Origin of the sequence: Halalkalibacter flavus (assembly GCF_036663575.1) — a bacterium.
GTDB lineage: Bacteria > Bacillota > Bacilli > Bacillales > Bacillaceae_D > Halalkalibacter > Halalkalibacter flavus.
The window spans coordinates 69,389-88,562 of record NZ_JAWRVK010000015.1; the positions used below are offsets into that span (position 1 = coordinate 69,389).

At 34.9% G+C, this 19,174-nt stretch carries 20 protein-coding genes and 1 tRNA gene; 14 read left to right on the top strand and 7 right to left on the bottom strand.

What is annotated here, in order from left to right; all coding sequences use genetic code 11:
- Window position 1 precedes the first annotated feature (1 nt).
- From SAY88_RS11735 to SAY88_RS11775, 9 genes are all read left to right on the top strand, one after another.
- On the top strand, window positions 2–2,020 hold the full coding sequence (locus SAY88_RS11735; RefSeq protein ID WP_332632033.1) for a DUF4886 domain-containing protein: 2,019 nt from the start codon (window positions 2–4) through the stop codon (window positions 2,018–2,020).
- Window positions 2,021–2,139: 119 nt separating this feature from the next.
- A complete protein-coding gene (locus SAY88_RS11740) occupies window positions 2,140–2,376 on the top strand; it encodes a hypothetical protein (protein WP_332632034.1) in 237 nt (78 codons plus the stop codon).
- Between the two features lie 160 nt (window positions 2,377–2,536).
- Complete coding sequence (locus tag SAY88_RS11745; RefSeq protein ID WP_332632035.1) at window positions 2,537–3,040, top strand: hypothetical protein; 504 nt, start codon at window positions 2,537–2,539, stop codon at window positions 3,038–3,040.
- Window positions 3,041–3,103: 63 nt separating this feature from the next.
- Window positions 3,104–4,726: a phage tail protein gene (locus SAY88_RS11750; RefSeq protein WP_332632036.1), complete on the top strand. Its 1,623-nt coding sequence runs from the start codon at window positions 3,104–3,106 to the stop codon at window positions 4,724–4,726.
- Between the two features lie 3 nt (window positions 4,727–4,729).
- Window positions 4,730–4,915, top strand: a complete 186-nt coding sequence (locus SAY88_RS11755) for a hypothetical protein (protein WP_332632037.1) — start codon at window positions 4,730–4,732, stop codon at window positions 4,913–4,915.
- A gap of 138 nt (window positions 4,916–5,053) precedes the next feature.
- Complete coding sequence (locus SAY88_RS11760; protein WP_332632038.1) at window positions 5,054–5,626, top strand: hypothetical protein; 573 nt, start codon at window positions 5,054–5,056, stop codon at window positions 5,624–5,626.
- Window positions 5,627–5,686: 60 nt separating this feature from the next.
- The gene (locus SAY88_RS11765; RefSeq protein ID WP_332632039.1) at window positions 5,687–6,070 is read left to right on the top strand and encodes a phage holin family protein; all 384 of its coding nucleotides are present in this window, start codon (window positions 5,687–5,689) and stop codon (window positions 6,068–6,070) included.
- Window positions 6,070–6,771 (top strand): N-acetylmuramoyl-L-alanine amidase, encoded by a 702-nt coding sequence (locus SAY88_RS11770; RefSeq protein ID WP_332632040.1) that lies wholly within the window; start codon window positions 6,070–6,072, stop codon window positions 6,769–6,771. Before SAY88_RS11765 ends, SAY88_RS11770 begins: the two co-directional genes overlap by 1 nt.
- 949 nt (window positions 6,772–7,720) lie before the next feature.
- Entirely contained in the window at window positions 7,721–7,879 is a 159-nt protein-coding gene (locus SAY88_RS11775) for a hypothetical protein (protein ID WP_332632041.1), read from the top strand.
- A gap of 191 nt (window positions 7,880–8,070) precedes the next feature.
- Here the strand turns inward: SAY88_RS11775 and SAY88_RS11780 are convergent, their stop codons facing one another.
- Window positions 8,071–8,865 (bottom strand): hypothetical protein, encoded by a 795-nt coding sequence (locus tag SAY88_RS11780; protein ID WP_332632042.1) that lies wholly within the window; start codon window positions 8,863–8,865, stop codon window positions 8,071–8,073.
- A gap of 510 nt (window positions 8,866–9,375) precedes the next feature.
- Between SAY88_RS11780 and SAY88_RS11785 the strand changes: the two genes are divergently transcribed.
- Window positions 9,376–10,152, top strand: a complete 777-nt coding sequence (locus tag SAY88_RS11785; protein ID WP_332632043.1) for a YkgJ family cysteine cluster protein — start codon at window positions 9,376–9,378, stop codon at window positions 10,150–10,152.
- A 21-nt stretch (window positions 10,153–10,173) separates the two neighbouring features.
- On the opposite strand, the gene SAY88_RS11790 is transcribed toward SAY88_RS11785, so the two are convergent.
- Entirely contained in the window at window positions 10,174–10,389 is a 216-nt protein-coding gene (locus SAY88_RS11790) for a helix-turn-helix domain-containing protein (RefSeq protein ID WP_332632044.1), read from the bottom strand.
- A gap of 167 nt (window positions 10,390–10,556) precedes the next feature.
- Here SAY88_RS11790 and SAY88_RS11795 point away from each other — a divergent pair, with 167 nt between their 5' ends.
- On the top strand, window positions 10,557–10,784 hold the full coding sequence (locus tag SAY88_RS11795) for a hypothetical protein (protein ID WP_332632045.1): 228 nt from the start codon (window positions 10,557–10,559) through the stop codon (window positions 10,782–10,784).
- Between the two features lie 87 nt (window positions 10,785–10,871).
- On the opposite strand, the gene SAY88_RS11800 is transcribed toward SAY88_RS11795, so the two are convergent.
- From SAY88_RS11800 to SAY88_RS11815, 5 genes are all read right to left on the bottom strand, one after another.
- Complete coding sequence (locus SAY88_RS11800) at window positions 10,872–11,846, bottom strand: tyrosine-type recombinase/integrase (protein ID WP_332632046.1); 975 nt, start codon at window positions 11,844–11,846, stop codon at window positions 10,872–10,874.
- A gap of 180 nt (window positions 11,847–12,026) precedes the next feature.
- Window positions 12,027–12,123 (bottom strand) — tRNA-Sec (locus SAY88_RS11805).
- A 669-nt stretch (window positions 12,124–12,792) separates the two neighbouring features.
- Window positions 12,793–13,452 (bottom strand): CBO0543 family protein, encoded by a 660-nt coding sequence (locus SAY88_RS25990; protein ID WP_431308862.1) that lies wholly within the window; start codon window positions 13,450–13,452, stop codon window positions 12,793–12,795.
- Between the two features lie 407 nt (window positions 13,453–13,859).
- Window positions 13,860–14,414, bottom strand: a complete 555-nt coding sequence (locus SAY88_RS11810) for a recombinase family protein (protein ID WP_332632047.1) — start codon at window positions 14,412–14,414, stop codon at window positions 13,860–13,862.
- A 148-nt stretch (window positions 14,415–14,562) separates the two neighbouring features.
- A complete protein-coding gene (locus tag SAY88_RS11815; RefSeq protein WP_332632048.1) occupies window positions 14,563–15,162 on the bottom strand; it encodes a CBO0543 family protein in 600 nt (199 codons plus the stop codon).
- 242 nt (window positions 15,163–15,404) lie between these two features.
- Here SAY88_RS11815 and hutP point away from each other — a divergent pair, with 242 nt between their 5' ends.
- From hutP to hutU, 3 genes are all read left to right on the top strand, one after another.
- Window positions 15,405–15,848: a histidine utilization transcription antiterminator HutP gene (hutP, locus tag SAY88_RS11820; RefSeq protein WP_332632049.1), complete on the top strand. Its 444-nt coding sequence runs from the start codon at window positions 15,405–15,407 to the stop codon at window positions 15,846–15,848.
- A gap of 123 nt (window positions 15,849–15,971) precedes the next feature.
- The gene (hutH, locus tag SAY88_RS11825; protein WP_332632050.1) at window positions 15,972–17,489 is read left to right on the top strand and encodes a histidine ammonia-lyase; all 1,518 of its coding nucleotides are present in this window, start codon (window positions 15,972–15,974) and stop codon (window positions 17,487–17,489) included.
- A gap of 16 nt (window positions 17,490–17,505) precedes the next feature.
- Window positions 17,506–19,170 (top strand): urocanate hydratase, encoded by a 1,665-nt coding sequence (gene hutU / locus SAY88_RS11830; RefSeq protein ID WP_332632051.1) that lies wholly within the window; start codon window positions 17,506–17,508, stop codon window positions 19,168–19,170.
- Window positions 19,171–19,174: the final 4 nt, after the last annotated feature.

The following is a 19,174-nucleotide window of genomic DNA, read 5'->3' on the forward strand; positions in this document are numbered from 1 at the left end:
AATGCCAAAATATCCTTATAAAAAAATTGGAACACAATTTGATAGAGTTAGAATTGATATTAATGCTAATTCAAAGGACATAGAAGCGGATATAAAAGAGCAAAAGAAGCGTGTTGATACGCTGATTAAAGAAAATCCAAATCCTGATGAAGCTATGGATGCACGTGGAGACTTTGATGTTCTGCGCGACAGGTTAGATCACAGTGATACGCAATTGACACAACGAGCGACAAAAGCAACAACTACCGATTTACAAACACAGATTAATAATTTAGTTATTGCAAGTGGCGATGATCCAGCCGAAGTTGTTCAAGCAAGAGATCTTTTTCCTGTTTTAAATGGTCGAGTTACCGATCAAGATAATAATATATTAACAACTCGCAAAACTCTGTACGGAGATAGAAAAGGTAAAACTAAAATAGGATACTACAATAGTAGCAGTGGTAATTTTGCTACAGGGACAAATTGGTATCACTTCGACGTTTTTAATGGTAGTGTAAAAAATTTCGTTTTAGAATATCCTAGTGAAATTACTTTAAGGGTGGTTGAGTTCGATTCGGAAGGGAACCGTATAGACTCACAATTGATTAGTAACGGCAGTTTCACCGTGTTAGAAGATACGACTATGTTTGGTGTCAATGTGAGATTGGAAGGTTCAGACCCAGCAGGAACAAGTCTAACGGCATTCGATTCAATTAATGATTTTTACCAAATTATTATTCGCCCTAGTAATGACGGTATTTCCTATAAAGTCGATGAATTAGTGGGTGATGTTTTTAATGCTCAATTTCCGATTCAAGGTAGTGAAAGATGGGAAGATCTGAACGAAACAATTAATATCGGTTACTACGCAAGTTCCACTGGAAATTACTCAGAGGGTGTTAACTGGCATAACTACTTCGTGGAAGCAGGTATCGTTCGTAAATATAGCTTGAAAAACCCCATAACAGGACAAGTTCGATTAGTTCAATTTAATGGAGAAGATCTTTTGTCTGCTCAAACAGTTGACACAAATGGAGTAATTTCAATAGCGGACGCATGTACTCACTTCGCTATCAACATTCAATTAGAAGATGCTGAGCCATCTAGTACGACATTAACAGCTTTTCCTAATCTTGACGGATTTGAACTACACGGTTATATTGTGGACTTTGAGACACGAACATTATTGTCACAATTTCATGAATTACAAAAACAAGTCGAGAGTGGTGGTTCGATCAGTAAAAGGCTAAAATTTTTAATGTTAGGAAATTCTTTTGCGAGGGATGCGTCAGAACATCTTTTTGATATATGCCATTCGGCAGGAATTGATGCCGTTATAGGTTTCCTAAGTATCGGTGGACAATCATTGGAAGGACAGTGGAATGAAGTTAGTACAAATGAACCGTCCTATACCTACGTTAAATGGACTCCAGAAGAGGGAAAAGTGTCGACTAATAATGTGGCGTTTGATGACGCATTTAAAGAAGAGCCTTGGGATATTCTTACTTTTCAACAGGGATCTGCATTATCAGGAATGTATGATACATTTCAACCATATCTGAATAATCTTATTAATCATGCTAAACAAGAAGCAACAAATGCTAATTTGAAAATAGGACTTCATATGACATGGGCTTATTCGACTAATTCAACACATAGTGGGTTTGCTAACTACGACAATGATCAGTTAACTATGTATAATGCCATTACTGGCGCATATTTACAAGCGTTAGAAGAAACGGATATTGATATATTATTGCCGACAGGCACAGCTATCCAAAATGCTAGAACCAATTCTTATTTAAACGCAGTTAATGACGAATTGACACGTGATGGCTATCATCTTGATTTAGGTATAGGTAGATATGTTGCCGCCTTAGCATTGTTCGAGGTGTTATTCGCAGGTGCTTATAAAAAAGATACTTTAGCTGATGCACCTTTTATTCCTGATAATGGCGGAAATAAATTTCTTGCTTATTTATCAAAATTGGCGGCTAAGAACGCAGTATTAAAACCATTTAAAATAACTGAACAATAGGAGGAAACTGTGCACTAGATAAATTAATCAATTAGGGCTGATTTTATGTTAGTCCCTTTTTATATATACAAACCTCCACTTTCAACTGTTATAATTAAAATAAAAAAGGGAGTTTTAACATGATTGAAGTTCTAATTGATCATTCTTACGAAGAAGATTATTTTATGATTGACACCATTACTGTAAATTTAAAAAACAAAGAAGAAAAAGAACGAATTGAAAAAGTAATCAAAGAATTAGGATTAGAAGGTAAATTTGTAAATCCTGATAGACACTTTAGTAAAAGAATTGCAGAGGTGTTGGGCGTTAGTAAGGAATTGATTAACATTGATACAAATGATATAGATATAATGTAAACTCGGAGATCAATGCGTATATAAACATAGTTTCATTATTTCATAGTTAAAACGCATGAGGAAAAGCCCCTAGTATTTATCGGTAATAACAATATTGAAAAAAAGTTGATAAATAATTGCAAATATCCGACAATGAGTTTATTAAAAGGTGGTGAACTCATTGTCCTTATTAGCTGATTTTATAGCTCCTGCTATAGGTGTATTAGTTGGAAGTGGAGTGACTGTATGGCTATTCAAAAAATCAGAAGAGCGAAAAAATGCAGAAGAAAGACTAAAGAATCTTAATTCTTTATTGAGGTTAACTGATAAACTTTGTTTTTCTGCAAGTGAAATCTTATTTCGGTTTGATATTAAAAATGATGATGATAGAGAAAGTGTTCGCTTGTTTCATAATGAATTGCTTTACGAGTATGAGAGGGAGTCTTTGTTTTACGCAATCTATATTGATGAAGAAACTTATAATGAAACAGTTAAATTCATTGATAAATTAGGTAGTTACTCTACTGAAATAAGAGAATATAATAATAATCCTGAAGAATATAGTGAAAAAATTAAATTGTTTTTTAAAGTGGTACCAAAAGAAGGACAAACATTAATTAGCTTTTGTAATCAAAAAAGATCAGACTATTTTAATGACTTTGCAAATAAATACATAAAAAAATAATCCTTAAAGAGTCAGCACACATTGTGTTGGCTCTTTATTTTGTTTAAAAAGAGAGGTGATATATTGTTACTTATAAAAGATATAAACGGCAATGAAGAGCTTGTAACCAACATAAAAGGACTCGAAAGAACAAGACAGGTTAACGGTGAAAAAACGTTAGCTTTTTTAGTTGTTCCAGATGAGAGCAATGAACATTCTTTTGGCATGATAGATACAGAGAGTATTATTGCATTTGAAGGTGAGGAATACATCATTAAACAAGTAAATGAACAGAGCAATGGTCATAAGTCAATTAAGCAAGTTGAAGCTATACATCGATTCTTTGTCGATATGCTTAATTGTATTCAACTTAAAGTGCATAATGGATCGATTACATTTGCCAATGTATTAGAGTTTGTATTTAAAAATACACCTTATTCCTACACAATTGTTGATCCTTTCTTTGCTGAACGATTTGAAAATTTTGGCAGAGAGAATTGTTTGTCCCTTTTTCAAAAAATTTTAAGCAGATATGGAGCAGAATTTTACGTTGAAGGGTATCAAGTATACCTACAACGTGAGATAGGTCAAAAAAGAGACTTTCAGTATCGTTACGGTTATAATACTAAAACTTTAAATAAGGAAATATCCACAAAGAATCTGGCAACAATAATTCGTGGTTACGGTGGCACACCAGATGATGAAGGTAACTACCCAATTGAAAAAGAGTACATCTCTCCTAACGTTGAAAAATTTGGTGAAATATACGCTGATCCAGTGGTAAATGAGAACCTAAGCACTGTTGAAGGGATGCAAAATCATCTGCAAAAAGTATTGATAGACGAGCCACAACTCAGTATTACTATTGATATAGCTGAAATAGGTGAAGAAGCAAATGAGGGTGATTACGGTTTTGTCATCTATGAGCCTATGAATGTAGATATAGAAGCTAGGGTTGTAGAGCTTAAAGAAACGTATGATTATAATCTTAAGTTAATCCATACGGCTGTCACGCTCTCTAACTTACGTGAAAATGCGACAGATACTATGGTTCGTATTCAAATGACCAATAAAACATTAGGTGAGCTAACGACTCCAGATGGTGATTTAACTTTACAGAGACGTAGATTAATGGCAAATACAAACGTATTTATGGATCACTTAGGATTACATTTAGTTAATCCTGATGATTCATCTAAACGTGCTTTTCATGGTTCTGGTGGTTCAGCTTATTTTGGTGGAATGATTTATATTGAGCGTGAAGATGGTTATGCATGGGTAGAAGATGGAATTGCTAAATTTGATTTTAATGTTCAGACAACAAACCCAAGTTTTACTCATGTAGATGTTGAAGCAAGGAACTCATGGTTTAGGACACATTCGACGAATTATGTCTCTTGTGATCGTTACCGTTTTGCTCATAAGTCTAGATATTTAAAAATTGATATTTCTCAATATGTCAATTCAGGAGGAGTATGCTCTGTTGCTATCGTTGATACAAAAACAGGTGGAATCTTAGCTGAGAGAAGCAGTACAAACGATGAGTTGTATTCAGAAGAAGGGACGTATGGCGGTACAATTACAATTGATCTAGGTGTTCCATCGAATGACGATTTAGAGAGACGAGATTTTTATTTTCAAATTAAAACGTCTGACCCTACAAAAGAAGCACGTTGCAGGTTTAATGGTGTATGGTTGGAGGGATAAAAGATGAGGGTTTTATTTTATTGTGATGTGGATGAAGAAGGAAACATTATAGAATCCATTGCTGGTGAGTTAAAAAGACCTGTCATCCCTGAGAAGCAATGGGATGAGTTCTTTTTACTTGATAGTTGGGACATTCCTAACAATATTCAAAATTATAAAGTAGTAGATAGACAGCTAGTCCTTAAATAGGGCTTTTTTATTTGTGTGATGTTGTGTTATATTCTGAGCCAAATCATTTATTTCTAATGCTAGTAAATATTACTAAATTAATAGTACATACTTCCTGTTTATTGTATAATTAACGAATAATGGATAGGGGGGATTACTATGAGTTTAGTTTCAGTCTTAGCTAGAGAAAATTTTATAACCGTAGTATCAGATGGTTTAGTAGTTAATTTAGAAACTGGAGAAGAAATACATCAGTCTTATAAAAAGTTTAGAAAAATAAGTGAAAAACAGTTTGTAGCTTTTGGTGGGAATCAGGGACTTGGAGAAAGAGTTGTAGAAGTTTTGGGTTATCAGGAGTCGGAAAGGGATTTATTAGAATGTGCTAAGAAAATTAGAGGGGATCTAATAAATGAAATACCTATAGAGAAAGCTAGTTGTCAAGTTGTGTTAGGTGGGGTTGAGAAAGGTAGCATAGTTTTCTACGCATTTAACAATAATCATAATCAAGATTTATTAATTAAACGACCTACTAACCACATTCTTGAATATACTTTTTTGTCTTCAAGAAATTCAAGCATTAACTTAGATGAAATTATTCAAAGAATAGGAAATCGAATTGGATACAATACCCCAACAAAAACAATTAAAATACAGAAACAACTGAATGATGAAGTTGCGAAAACTGATCCATCTGTAAACAAAATTACATTTAATTTAACAATTAGAAAGTAATAAAAAAGATCTGACATATTACTTTGTCAGCTTTTTTTTATTTATGATAGGAGTGAAAGAATGGAACAGATGACAACCTTTACAGGGAGTTTTGACATAATGATGGTTGTTGGTAATGTGTGGTATGTTGCATTAGGGTTTATTTTATTTGATATTATAACTGGATTATTAGCAGCAGCCACGGAGAAAAAATTAAATAGTTCAATCAATTATGTAGGAATGATTAAGAAAGTCGGGCTATTTGTAGCGCTGGCTTTTTTAGTGTTTATGGATGCTTTTGTTAGTGCTGATGGATACATAGTTAAATTAGGTGTTGGCTTAATCGTAGCCTATGAAGGAATGAGTATTGTTGAGAATTTTAGTCGAATTGGAATCGATATTAAATTTCTAACAAAATACTTTGATCGTGAAAAAGTTGGTAAAGGTAAGGAGGAAGGTAAGTAATGAAAATTTCACTATCAGCAGGTCACGGCAACAATACAGCAGGGAAACGCTCACCTGATGGAATGAGAGAATTTCACTTTAATAAACCTGTTGCTAACTACATGGCTGAGGAATTAAGTAAGTATGAAGGTGTGCAAACTCAGTTTGTGCATGATAACACAGGGAATGTAGATGTGCCTTTAAGCACTCGTACAAGTAAATCTAATATTTGGGGCGCTGATTTACACATTGATATCCATGCTAACGCTTTGAGAGGCGTTATGGGGAGTCATGGTGGTATTGAGACCTATATACATACATCTAAGCCAAAAGAGGCTGATGCGCTTGCTAGACGTGTGCAATCTGATTTGGTTAAAGCTACTGGTCTACGAAATAGAGGAGTTAAGACCGCTAACTTCCAAGTCTTAAAAGAAACTAAAATGACAGCTATTTTAGTTGAATATGGCTTTATGGATTCAACTACAGACTTACCAAAACTTAAGAGTGATACTTATAGACGATTAGTGGCTAAAACAACTGCTGAATCAATCGCAGCTCATTATAACTTAAAGAAAAGAGCACAGTCTAAAAACACTTCTACACAATCAAACACAAATAAATTGTATCATGTACAAGTGGGAGCCTTTGTAAATAAAGATAATACTGATCGCTTAGCAAATGAGTTAAAAAGCAAAGGTTATTCTGTGTTTATTACTAAATAAAAAGTACTTACAATTACTGAAACTAAACAGCATTCACAAAATGGTAAATTTTTATTGCCGTTTTTGGTGCAACTTTTATTGCAAGTTTGGCTCAACTTTAATATACTGTGAATTAGAAATAGGGAGCTAAAGGTGGTAGGACACCTTTAGCCTGTCCGAACATTAAATAACTAAGTAGCTCACCTTTCGATTATTGGGTAAAAGGGTGGGCTATTTGTTGAGTTCTGAAACTAGTTGTAGAACAAACTGGAACGTAAGGACAAGAAAAGTACCAAAAGTAAATAAAAGCATTAACACGTTCGTTTTTGCCTTCTTCATTCTATCACCTCCCAAAACCATACTATAAGAAACAAAGGAGAACTTCCACTTTATAGTTTTCTTACAATGGGAAATACTCACTTTTCATGGGTAAGCTTACCACATGAAACCCACTAGATTCAATATATTGTGCTTGAATTTATTTTCAATACACCATATATTGTATCAAAATCCATTTTAATTAATTTTGTCAACTTTGAAATGGGTAGAAAAAAGAAGGATTTACGAGTTTGCGAGAATGTTATCTGCTTTCTTTAGACATTTTGAACGAATTTGTCTCTTGCTAGAATTGCTCTGATTTTAACGCCTTACGCTGTTTATGTTTGAGTAAACCTTCAAAACGCTTGACAAAAGTTTTTATCAATGATTTATTAAATCACACCTTTTTGTCATGTTTGAACACTCGTACCAAGAAAGCATCTATTTGTAAAACACAAAAAGCCCTCTTTACCATCATAAGAGGGCTTATTACATGGTTGACTGATTAGTTGGGTGTGAGTGTTCAGTGTATTGAACCATGTAATATAATATTGACATTAATTGTAAAAAAAATTCATGTTAGATAATCATACTCAATATGTTGATTCTTGTCTCTTTTTGTCTATTATTAAAGAAACAGGAGGCGTTATAGATGAAACCAACATTAAACCAATTAATCAATGAATTTGAATCAAAATTAAACAGAAAGCTAAGGGATATAGAGCTTAAGGTGCTTGAGTTTTTAGTAAATACCGAATCAGACTTTCATTCTTCTTCAGAGTACTCCGATTTTCTTCAAAATCGCAAGTAGACTTTTCTTATCTCTCCCAGTCCATTGTATTAACTCTTCCAGTGTTGGATACCTTCCTTGCAACGTGAACACATTCTGTATGATCTGCTTAACCTTACGTTCTATATGATCCATATTATCACCTGTAGATATATTAGCACGACAATTAAGAAAAGCCCTCACTGTATGGATGATGAGGGCTTGAATAAGATTTAATCTTTATTAGGGTCAAAAACAGAAAGTCTAATAATGTCCATTTGCTCATAAAATGCAAGCTTCAAAGTGTAATTTTCTGTTCTGTACAGTTGCTCTTCTTGTAAAAAGCTCATTTTTTCATCAAGGTTTAATTCATTAGTTAGAATGACACCTCGTTCATCGTCCGTTAAACTAGGTTCGAGAGCTCCAATTAATAAACCCCAAGCCATCAGGTCAAAAAAGCGATCTTCTTTAAAAGTATCCCATTCGCTATGAACATACACTTCTTTTATTGTGCCATCTTCATAATTTATCCCCTGTAAAGATAAGCCGTTATCAATTGTAAACCCAAACCCTTCATTTTCATCAGCTGTGTCGAGAGTTTGAAAATCTACAATAACAAGCGATTCAAGACCTTCTATTCCTTCAGCAATATTGTTCCAGTTTTTTCTTAGTTCATCAACAGTTAAGTGAATTTGTTCTCGAGTCTCCACTTCCTCAATTTCCTCTTCTTCAACTGCAGCTGTTACTTCATCAATCTCAACTTCTTCATCAATCTCATCTTCATCTTCAACTGTTGCTAATGCAGGCTCAGAAGATGAGGGAGAAGATGCGCTTTCTTCTGAATCAGTTGTAACTGTAGCAATAAAAATTAAGGCAAAGACAGCAGTTACGATAACTCTTACGACTTTATTGTGATGTTTGTTCCTCCACAATAGGAAGATCCCCACTGGTGCAAAAAAGATAAGGGCGATCCAAGTGAACCATGTTTTTTGATGAAACTTCTGTTTGGTTGATTCTATGTTTTCCATGATTGTCTCCTTCCAGAATTATAATTTTTTAGTCTTAGTAAATGATACCTATATCTGTAAAGATTTACAATAAAAATAAATTTATAGAGTTATATTTTAAAAAAGAAAAAGCCTAACCGTTTTACTGGTTAAGCCCTACAGATCAAAGAAGTCTTCAGTTTTAGCATTTGGTTCAATTTCTCTTATAGCCTTCATTACTTTTTTAATTGTATTAGTGCTTGGGGAATACTCAGGATCTGAACATATTCTGATTGCTGTATTCTTTCTAATATTACCGGAATTACATAATTCCTCTTATAAGAGATTGATTCAGTATGACTTGGAGAAAGACATTTTAAACGTATTAGCTAAATAATCGTATAATTTATGAATTGTATAACGAGTGGATTACTAATAACGTATGAAAAAAATGAGGAAAATAGGTATTTTATCGTTGATCCCCTTATATAAGTTTATAAATAAGGACAAAGGGGGTATCTATGGGCAGAAATAATCCATGTTTTTGTGGAAGTGGTAAAAAGCAAAAAAAAGTGTCATGAAGATATTCAATCTCTCAGTGCTTTCGCAGAGTTAATACAATTACAGCAAGAGATTGACAATAAAGTTAAAGCTGAAAAAGGAAATATTTTATGTCAAAAAGGTTGTGGCTCCTGTTGTTATGAACCATTTAGTATCAGTAGAGTAGAGTTCCATTACATTATTGATAGGATCAAAGAAGAATACGGTAGTGAAAAGGTTGATGAAATTATTCAAAAGGGAGTAACAATTTGGGAAGAAATACAAAAAAAACACCCTGATTTTACCAGAGATCTAGAGAAAGACTTCGGTTCTAAAACTCTGACAGATGGAAGAACAAAGATATCTGGGGTACTAAGTCTCAATAATAAAGCAGAGTCCATAAAAATTCCATGTCCTTTTTTAGATGAACAATCCCAATCTTGTACAATCTATGAATACAGACCAATTGTATGTAGAAGTCATGGTGTTGGATATCTGATAGAAATAGAAAATCCATTATTTCTTTGCGAGCATATGCCAAATGCACTCGATTATAGAGAAGAAATGGTAAACCTTACAGAATTTAGAGAGAGATCTGAGGGTTTTACAAATGTTTTTGTTAAAGAATACCAGCAAATGTTGATGGATAGACCTTATCCAATCTTTTATTCGATTACAATTTTACAGAAATATGGTGATGATATGGAAAATACAACGAGAGAATTTAAGAACTATTCTTATTCAAAAAGCATGAAAATGAAACTAGATAAGAAGTTAAAACAATTATAAAAGTACAGACCACTTAAGCGATTATGCTTGGTGGTCTTCTCCTTTTACATGTACTATAACCTCTTCTAATCCTACATTAAGATAATTACAAATATCATCAAGTATTTTCAAAGATACATACTCGTCACGACTAATCTTTGCAATTGTTGTAGAAGAAGCACCAATAGCTTCCCTGAGTTGTGTTTTATTTATCTGTTTTTTATGAAGTGTTGCTATTAACGGGGCATAAGAAAACATTATGATCTCCTCTAGTCATTTATTTTTAATTTTATATTATAAGAACAAATTCTACAATTATATAAAGTAATTCTTTATAAATGTAAATATTTTATTGACTTATAGTTTTATGAAAGTGTACTATATGTTTATAAAAGTAAATATCGTTAATTCTAGGAGGCGGCTGGATGGGGAAATATCGTTATGTAAGCAGAGTTGCAGGGGATTTAGGTTTGGGTGTAGAGCAAGTTGATCAATTGATGGAGAAGATCACATCACACAAGCTATTCAAACGTGATAGAGCGTATTATGGTAATGCTGAAATCCTGCTAGTGTTTTTATTTTGTAGCATTCAAGAACTTGGCGATAAGAGAATATTGGATGATGTGTTATCAGGTACGTATAGTGATGAGTAACTAAAACAGCTTGATGGGAGAAGTTATTCGACTTATTTATTGTTAACAGCTTAATTTGATAATTGGTAAAGAAAAAGAAGTGAAAAATCACTTCTTAAATAATCCATTCAACGGTGTAAAGTTATTGTGCTGTCTTCTAACATCCATGTTAGTCATTTGAATATACTTACGAACCATATTCATGTGACCATGACCTAAAATTTTTTGAAGACTGAAAGGGTCTCCGCCATTCATGATATAAAGTAAGGCTCCTGTATGGCGAAAGGTATGTGGTGACACACGTTTGTTTTTAATTCCAGCTAATTCACCATAATAGGTAAGCCTTTCTCTAAAGGTGGATGCTGAGATATTTCTACCATCGTAGGTAAGGAAAAGGTCATCTGAGCCAAAATCATTTGTTTCTTCAATGTAATCAGTTAATAGTTTTATTGTTTTTGAGGAAAGTGGCACAATTCTAGATCGTCTAGTTTTGGTATCCATTGCTTCAAGTTTAATAAATCCTGAACTGAGATCAACATTACTTCTTTTCATTGCAACAAGCTCAGAAATTCTTACCATTGTGTCTAAAAGAACCAAAATTATTACTTTATCACGAAAACCTGTGTACATTTCTTCATCTATAACGGAGAAAAGTTGTTTAAGCTCGTTTATCGTCAAAGATTCTATTGTATCTTGAGGAGTCTTCACTGGTTTGAAGTTTTCATGAATAGGATCATCAATGTAATTTTCTAGGTAACAAAATCGAATAAATGCTCTTAGTGTTCTTATTCTTACATTTACGGTTACAGGCGAGAGGTTTTTCTCGTGTAGCATATAACTTATAAAATTTCTGAAGACTTCAAGTGAAATTTCATTACGGTTTAAGTCTTTACCAATAAATTCTTTAAAATATTTAAAGTTATTGAGATGATCGCTTATAGTCCTTGGAGCAAGAGCTTCAGCTCTTTTTGTTGCTATAAAATTGTTGAACATCTCATTTAGAGTTAATTCGATTAATGAATTAGTTGTTGATGTTACTTGTTTTTTAGAACGTTTAAATTTTCTTAAAGTAGGTTTATTCATAAAAAATAGCCCCCTATTAAAATATTAGGTGACTACAGGTAAAAATTATCAATACGGTCTTATCAAACGGACTGTATCGGTCTTATGTATTTCGTATAGAAAACCGTGTTGGACTTTTCATCTAAATTCAAATAACTCTTCAGCGCCAACCTTGCGTAACCCTTACGTGACAAGCATTTTTGGCGGGACTGTGTAGGAATCGAACCTACCGGAGATGGCACGCACCTCCCAAGCGGTTTTGAAGACCGTGGCGAACACCAGTGTCACAGCCAGCCCCATGAAGTATTGGTTTAACAACTTTTCTGTCAGTACTCACACGGTTTTTTCAGGAATACGTACACGATTTTACTCTTAACTTGCACGGTCTATATTATCATAATGTATGAATATTTATCAAGAGACTAAATTTGGAAACTGTATTTGTTACTTTTTATGTCCTAATTCATGTGAAAAAGGGTAATTACATTTTTTAGAGTTCAGGAATAGAACTCTAAATTCACATGGAGGATGATAATAAATGATTGAGGTGAAAAGTAGTGGGATAGCGTGTAAAGATAATCTAACTAAGGACTATGACATGATTCCTAACTCATTATTTCACTATGTAGAGTTGGAATTGATATCGGTTAAGGACTTTTTTAGTCTATCAGTACTCATTTTGTAATTCTCCTTAGGTAAAGGGCTGAACTGTAATGGTTCGGTTCTTTTTATTTACCCTTTATTTTAACTATTTGTGCAAGTGACCTTAGATAGATTCAATAATATCAACACTTGGAGGTGTGTAAGCTTGTCATCTTATGAAGATAAAAATTCACTTATTCGTAATCCTAAATTTGACCAGTCAATGATTCGTCATATTAGGTTGTCTCGTTCATTGACACAAGAACAGTTCGAAATAACGTAATGACCATTAACAAAAAGAGAACCTATTATATTCATGGGTTCTCTACTTTGTTCTATCTTCAATTAACGCAGCCGTTACTTTAAATTTGGTTTGATTTATAAGATAAAAACAGTATGGATAAATCGATGTTTTAATCCTCTCTAACAATGAAGGATTTGTTTTCCTGAAAAAAAGAAAATAAGGACCCTTCAAAAACCTCCTGGTGAGTGGTAATTTAAATTTCACCATATAAAAAATGGTAACTAATGCTGAAAAAATCCAAACTATTAAAGGTCTTTTATTATATAAGTAATTAAATACAAACATTTGGATATATATAAGTCCAGACCATAAAACATTCCATCCATACTTGTAGACAAGCAACCGCTTTTTTACTATGAAGTGTTCACCGATTACTAAACAAAAAACCCATAGTATTAAATGGATAATTTTATTGAAAATTTCCCTAGGTAAAGTGTGTAAATATAATAGAACCAATAAAGGTGAGATAATAAGGGTATGTATTTGTGTTAGATTCTTCCAACTCCATTTATCAGGTAAGAATTCCCATAAATAGTGTCTTTTAAAAATATAATTATAAAGGGCGTTAATAAAGGCAGTATAAGCTAAATTATTATAGTATTTAGGGATGTCCTTCCAAGTTTTTAGGTAAATATTTAATAATAAAATACAAAGTATTACGATGGTTTGTTTTTGTATCATAAGTTCTCCCTCTATTCTTAAATACAATTTCTATATTACCCTTTACATTTACAAAATATGTAATGGTCACCTTGAATTTTCCTGCATTATTACTTGAAGAAAAACGGTAAAAATTTGAAGGTTACAGGTAAAGACGGTTGTGAAATATTATGATTCTGTACGCTTTTTCACCCCTACTATAGACCTCCTGAGGAATCTTTTTTAGTGCTAATAAGATAGGTCTAAGGAGGTTGAAACAGCGTTAAATAGGGCTTCTGTGACGTTCTGAGGGGTTAGTATAGGGTGTTGTTGTCTAGGCTGAAAATAGCCATATCACAAGTGAGGGTAATGGTACTGGTACAGTTAGCTTTAACATAAAGTTAAAGTAGGTAACTACAATTAGACAAAACAAAAAGGCTAATAAGCTATTAACTTAATGCCTTCTTTTTAGCACGAATTAAGGTACTCTTAGATATTCCAGTCATAGCCTCAACTTGTTTATAGGAATGTGTTTCTAATAGCTGTAAAGCATGTTCAACTTGTTTCTTAGTGTATTTGTTTGGTCTACCTTCCTTAAAGTCTTCACGCTGTTTAGCTATCGCTTTACCTTCCTGAGTACGTTCCACAATCATATCACGTTCAAACTCAGCAAAAGAACTCGTGAAATTAAAGATAAGTCTACCTGTGGGTGTGTCCTCAACTAACCCCATATTTAGAATATGTACCTTTACACCTTTATCAAATAACGATTTAATAGTCTGTATAGCATCTACTGTAGAACGTGCAAAGCGGTCTAATTTTGTTACTACGAGTGTGTCACCTTCATTAAGTACTGATAGTAATTCCTGAAACTGTGGTCTATCAGCTTTAGTTCCAGTAAACTTCTCCTGATAAATTTTATCGCATCCCTCATTATGTAGTGCTTGTAATTGTGCCTCTAAATCTTGTCCTAAAGATGAAACCCTTGCATATCCTATTTTCATTATGATGCTAAGTTATGACACCGTTATAAGTATTGAATCTAAAGGGTGAAATAAACGGCGTCAATACTTAGAGAACCAGCACTTTAACGTTATACCTATAGAAAGGGCTGGTTAATCTTAATAAATCATTAAAACGTAAACTCACTCTTTAATAGTGTCTGTCCATTTGCTTTAACTTTTCAATGATCCATTTACAAAATACACCAATAATAATGTAAATAGGGAAGGAATAAATGTACTCCCAATGATAAATTTCGTATATCCCTAGCCAGACTGTAATCGGTTCTAAAACAAATGAAAAAAACAAAGCACATACAGTCATAACGAGTAAAAATGGTTTCCACTTAGGAAAATATTGATAAACAATCATATACACAATAGGAAGATGAAATTTATGGATTTCAATGATTGGAGGTATAATTGGAAAAATCTTATCAGGATAGGACCACATGACAAATGAAACTCCTGTTATATCCAAAAAGTATCCTATAGATCCGATCATAAGACCAAATGAAACAACTTCAACGAGTCTTTTCTTATCTAATAATCTAAGCCAAACTAACACAAAGGCAATGGTTGTTATAACAAGGAACCACCAATTGAAAGTAAATAATGTTTCTGTTCGCCAATACTCCCATAGAAGGTTTCTTGATTCTCGACGTAATTCAATTATTTGACTCCAAAGAGAGCCACCTTTCATGTTAATTATTGAGGAAGCGATTAGGGCTTCCTGTATAAAAGTAAACATCTAGATCCTCCGATATACCCATGACGTTATATATATTGTGGGTTATTTTAGCAATGTATATACGAGTGATGAAGTGAAGTGGGTAACAGTTAATGGACTACCTATATATTTAGGTTATTAGATTAAATATTTCATTTACCGTATGAATTTGGAATTTATTATTGACACATAAAATTAAAGCGCTTACACTTAATGTAGTTATTAGATATTAGTTTCATAGAAAAGTGAAAGAGTTGTTGTTGATGGCGTTAAGTAATGATAATCGGATTGGACGACATGCGATTCTTCTATTGCTTTCCGAGGATTCAGAGGGACAGTTGAAAAAGTTGGAAAAGTCCAACTGGAAAGGTTGTACCGGAAGAGTCGGTTCAATGGAAGCGCATAAAGTAGTGGCAGCAATAGAGACTGCGGCGAAGAAAAATGGGATTATCCAGTCGAATGTATATCGTGAATCTCACTCACTATATCATGCAATTATGGAAGCTTTGCATGGTGTAACGAGAGGCCAAGTTCAGTTAGGGTCCGTTTTAAGGACAGTGGGCTTGTCGTTTGCTATTTTGCGTGGGAACCCGTATGACAGTGAGTTAGAAGGGGAGTGGATCGCTGTTTCCTTGTATGGCACAATAGGTGCACCTGTTAAAGGGTCAGAGCATGAAACGATTGGTTTAGGAATTAATCACATATAATTGCCCATAGTATTTTAGTTAATAGGGGGCTATATCTTGAAATCAAAATTTTGATTTCATTGATATAGTCCCCTTTTCTATTGCTCCTTTACTTAACTAAAGGGAAAGAAGGGAGAGAGAAAGATGGTTATTTTAAACGGTCAGACACTTACTTTTTCTGATGTGCGTAACGTGCTGTTTGAAAAAGAGGAAGTAACGTATTCAGATGAAAGCATGAGGAAAGTAAAAGAGAGCCGCAAAGCGGTTGAACGAATCGTTAAAGAGGGAAAAGTGGTATATGGCATAACTACTGGCTTCGGAAAATTTAGCGATGTATACATTGGCAAAGATGATGTGGAGGCATTGCAATTAAATTTAATTCGTTCGCATGCTTGTGGTGTTGGAGAGCCTTTTCCGGAAGTAGTCTCAAGGGCTATGGTTCTACTTCGTGCTAATGCATTGCTTAAAGGTTTTTCGGGGGTACGACCAGTTGTAATTGAAAGGTTAATAGATCTAATAAATGCTAATATTCATCCGGTAATCCCGCAGCAAGGGTCACTAGGAGCAAGTGGAGATTTGGCTCCTCTATCTCATTTAGCACTCGTGTTAATTGGGGAAGGGGAAGTTTTTTATAAAGGTGAAAGGGTAGAAGCAATCGATGCTTTAACGAGAGAAGGGATTTTCCCAATCACGTTAACCGCAAAAGAAGGCTTAGCACTTATTAATGGAACGCAAGCGATGACAGCAATGGGCGTCGTTGCTTACTTAGAAGCGGAAAGACTTGCTTTTCAATCCGAGGTCATTGCCTCGATGACGATCGAAGGGTTGCGTGGCATTATTGATGCCTTTGATGAAGGTATTCACTTAGCTCGGGGCTATAAAGAACAAATTGACGTTGCACGGAGAATACGCACGTATCTTTCGGATAGTCAGTTAACAACGAAGCAAGGGGAAGTGAGAGTACAAGATGCGTACTCGATTCGTTGCATTCCGCAAGTACACGGAGCAACTTGGCAGGCCTTGAATTATGTAAAGGAAAAATTAGAAATTGAAATGAATGCAGCAACAGATAATCCACTTATTTTTGATGAAGGAAAGAAAGTATTATCTGGCGGCAATTTTCACGGCCAGCCAATCGCCTTTGCGATGGATTTCTTAGCGATTGCGATGGCAGAACTAGCGAATATCTCAGAACGCCGAATCGAACGGTTAGTCAACCCGCAGTTGAGTGATTTACCTCCATTTTTAAGTCCTGAACCAGGATTGCAGTCTGGAGCGATGATTATGCAATATGCAGCCGCATCACTTGTATCTGAAAACAAAACGTTGGCACATCCAGCAAGTGTTGATTCGATTCCATCATCAGCGAATCAAGAAGATCATGTCAGCATGGGAACGATTGGTTCAAGACATGCATATCAAGTCATTCAAAATGCTCGGCGTGTCCTATCTATTGAAACGATTTGTGCGATGCAAGCGACAGAGTATCGAGGAACAGACAAAATGTCACAACCTACGAATCTATTTTTCCAAAAAGGTAGAGAGTTAGTCCCATCTATTACGAAAGATCGAGTGTTCTCAAAAGATATTGAAGCTATAACTGATTGGTTAAAAGCCAGTTCGCACCATTTTGATCAAACGGGATCGAAAATTCATTCATAAAAGGAGAGAGATTACTATGACAACAAAAAAACGAATCATTTTAGCAAAAACAGGTGTAGAAAGAGAATGTAAGGGATGGGAGCAGGAAGCGGTATTACGTATGCTTTACAATAACTTGGATCCTGAAGTCGCAGAAAAACCAGAAGATTTAATCGTTTATGGAGGAATAGGGAAAGCAGCTCGAAACTGGGAGTCATTTGATGCGATCGTTCGCTCGTTAAAGAAATTGGAAGCAGATGAAACATTGTTAATTCAATCTGGAAAACCTGTTGGAATGTTTAAAACCCATCCGGCAGCACCGAGAGTGTTATTGTCAAATTCAGTTTTAGTACCGAAATGGGCAAATTGGGATCATTTCAACAAACTTGAAAAAGATGGATTAATGATGTACGGACAGATGACAGCAGGCAGCTGGATTTATATTGGAACACAAGGCATTTTACAAGGAACGTATGAAACATTTGCTGAGATTGGCAGAAGGCATTTTTCTAATAGTTTGAAAGGTACCGTAACATTAACAGCAGGTCTTGGAGGAATGGGCGGAGCACAACCTTTAGCGGTGACAATGAATGATGGAGTTGTCATAGCTGTAGATGTAGATGCAGAGCGTATTCAAAAACGAATCGATACGAAATATTGTGACCGAATGACATATTCGTTGGATGAAGCTCTGGAATGGGCACAAGAGGCAAAGGAAAAAGGGGTACCTCTATCAATCGGTTTAGTAGGCAATGCAGCAGCGATTCATCATGAAATCATTGAGCGCGATATTCATATTGATATTGTCACAGACCAAACATCTGCCCACGACCCTTTAAATGGCTATGTTCCAGAAGGGTTTTCTCTTGCCGAAGCTGCTGAACTTCGTGAAAAAGATCCGACTAGATATGTGAAACTAGCAAATGAAAGCATGAGAAAGCATGTGGAAGCGATGGTCGCGTTGCAAAGAAGAGGCTCGATTGTATTTGATTATGGCAACAATATACGCCAAGTTGCAAAAGATGAAGGATTTGAAGACGCATTTAGCTTCCCTGGTTTTGTTCCAGCCTATATCCGTCCTCTTTTCTGTGAAGGAAAAGGTCCTTTCCGTTGGGTAGCTTTATCAGGTGATCCTGAAGACATTTATCGTACAGATGCGTTGATTAAAGAGCTATTCCCGGAAAATGAAGCTCTTTGCCGCTGGATTGATATGGCTCAAGAAAAAGTCGCATTTCAAGGTCTACCATCTCGTATTTGTTGGTTAGGCTACGGGGAGCGGAAAAAGATGGGACTCGCGATTAATGAGCTTGTGAGAAAAGGAGAGTTAAAAGCTCCAATTGTTATTGGGCGTGATCACTTAGATTGTGGCTCTGTTGCCTCACCAAATCGGGAAACAGAAGCGATGTTAGATGGTAGTGACGCAGTAGGAGACTGGGCAATTTTAAATGCATTAATCAATACATCTGCGGGTGCTAGCTGGGTATCGGTTCATCATGGTGGCGGAGTTGGAATGGGGTATTCGCTTCATGCAGGAATGGTTGTCGTTGCTGATGGTACGGAACTAGCAAAAGAGCGATTGGAACGTGTTTTGACAACAGATCCTGGTATGGGTGTCATTCGTCATGCAGATGCAGGGTATGAACTTGCAAAAGATGTGGCGAAGGAGAAAGATGTCGTTATTCCAATGAGTGAAAAAGAGTAATCAA

Excerpts from the sequence above, each read along its gene's own strand:
- SAY88_RS11735 (WP_332632033.1), top strand. The coding sequence starts at position 2 with ATGCCAAAATATCCTTATAAAAAAATTGGAACACAATTTGATAGAGTT.
- SAY88_RS11790 (WP_332632044.1), bottom strand. The coding sequence starts at position 10,389 with ATGTTTTCTTATGCCCCGTTAATAGCAACACTTCATAAAAAACAGATA.
- SAY88_RS11765 (WP_332632039.1), top strand. The coding sequence starts at position 5,687 with ATGGAACAGATGACAACCTTTACAGGGAGTTTTGACATAATGATGGTT.
- SAY88_RS11740 (WP_332632034.1), top strand. The coding sequence starts at position 2,140 with ATGATTGAAGTTCTAATTGATCATTCTTACGAAGAAGATTATTTTATG.
- SAY88_RS11800 (WP_332632046.1), bottom strand. The coding sequence starts at position 11,846 with ATGAATAAACCTACTTTAAGAAAATTTAAACGTTCTAAAAAACAAGTA.
- SAY88_RS11755 (WP_332632037.1), top strand. The coding sequence starts at position 4,730 with ATGAGGGTTTTATTTTATTGTGATGTGGATGAAGAAGGAAACATTATA.
- SAY88_RS25990 (WP_431308862.1), bottom strand. The coding sequence starts at position 13,452 with ATGATACAAAAACAAACCATCGTAATACTTTGTATTTTATTATTAAAT.
- SAY88_RS11810 (WP_332632047.1), bottom strand. The coding sequence starts at position 14,414 with ATGAAAATAGGATATGCAAGGGTTTCATCTTTAGGACAAGATTTAGAG.
- hutP (WP_332632049.1), top strand. The coding sequence starts at position 15,405 with ATGGCGTTAAGTAATGATAATCGGATTGGACGACATGCGATTCTTCTA.
- SAY88_RS11795 (WP_332632045.1), top strand. The coding sequence starts at position 10,557 with ATGGGGAAATATCGTTATGTAAGCAGAGTTGCAGGGGATTTAGGTTTG.
- SAY88_RS11780 (WP_332632042.1), bottom strand. The coding sequence starts at position 8,865 with ATGGAAAACATAGAATCAACCAAACAGAAGTTTCATCAAAAAACATGG.
- hutU (WP_332632051.1), top strand. The coding sequence starts at position 17,506 with ATGACAACAAAAAAACGAATCATTTTAGCAAAAACAGGTGTAGAAAGA.
- SAY88_RS11775 (WP_332632041.1), top strand. The coding sequence starts at position 7,721 with ATGAAACCAACATTAAACCAATTAATCAATGAATTTGAATCAAAATTA.
- SAY88_RS11770 (WP_332632040.1), top strand. The coding sequence starts at position 6,070 with ATGAAAATTTCACTATCAGCAGGTCACGGCAACAATACAGCAGGGAAA.
- SAY88_RS11760 (WP_332632038.1), top strand. The coding sequence starts at position 5,054 with ATGAGTTTAGTTTCAGTCTTAGCTAGAGAAAATTTTATAACCGTAGTA.
- SAY88_RS11815 (WP_332632048.1), bottom strand. The coding sequence starts at position 15,162 with ATGTTTACTTTTATACAGGAAGCCCTAATCGCTTCCTCAATAATTAAC.
- hutH (WP_332632050.1), top strand. The coding sequence starts at position 15,972 with ATGGTTATTTTAAACGGTCAGACACTTACTTTTTCTGATGTGCGTAAC.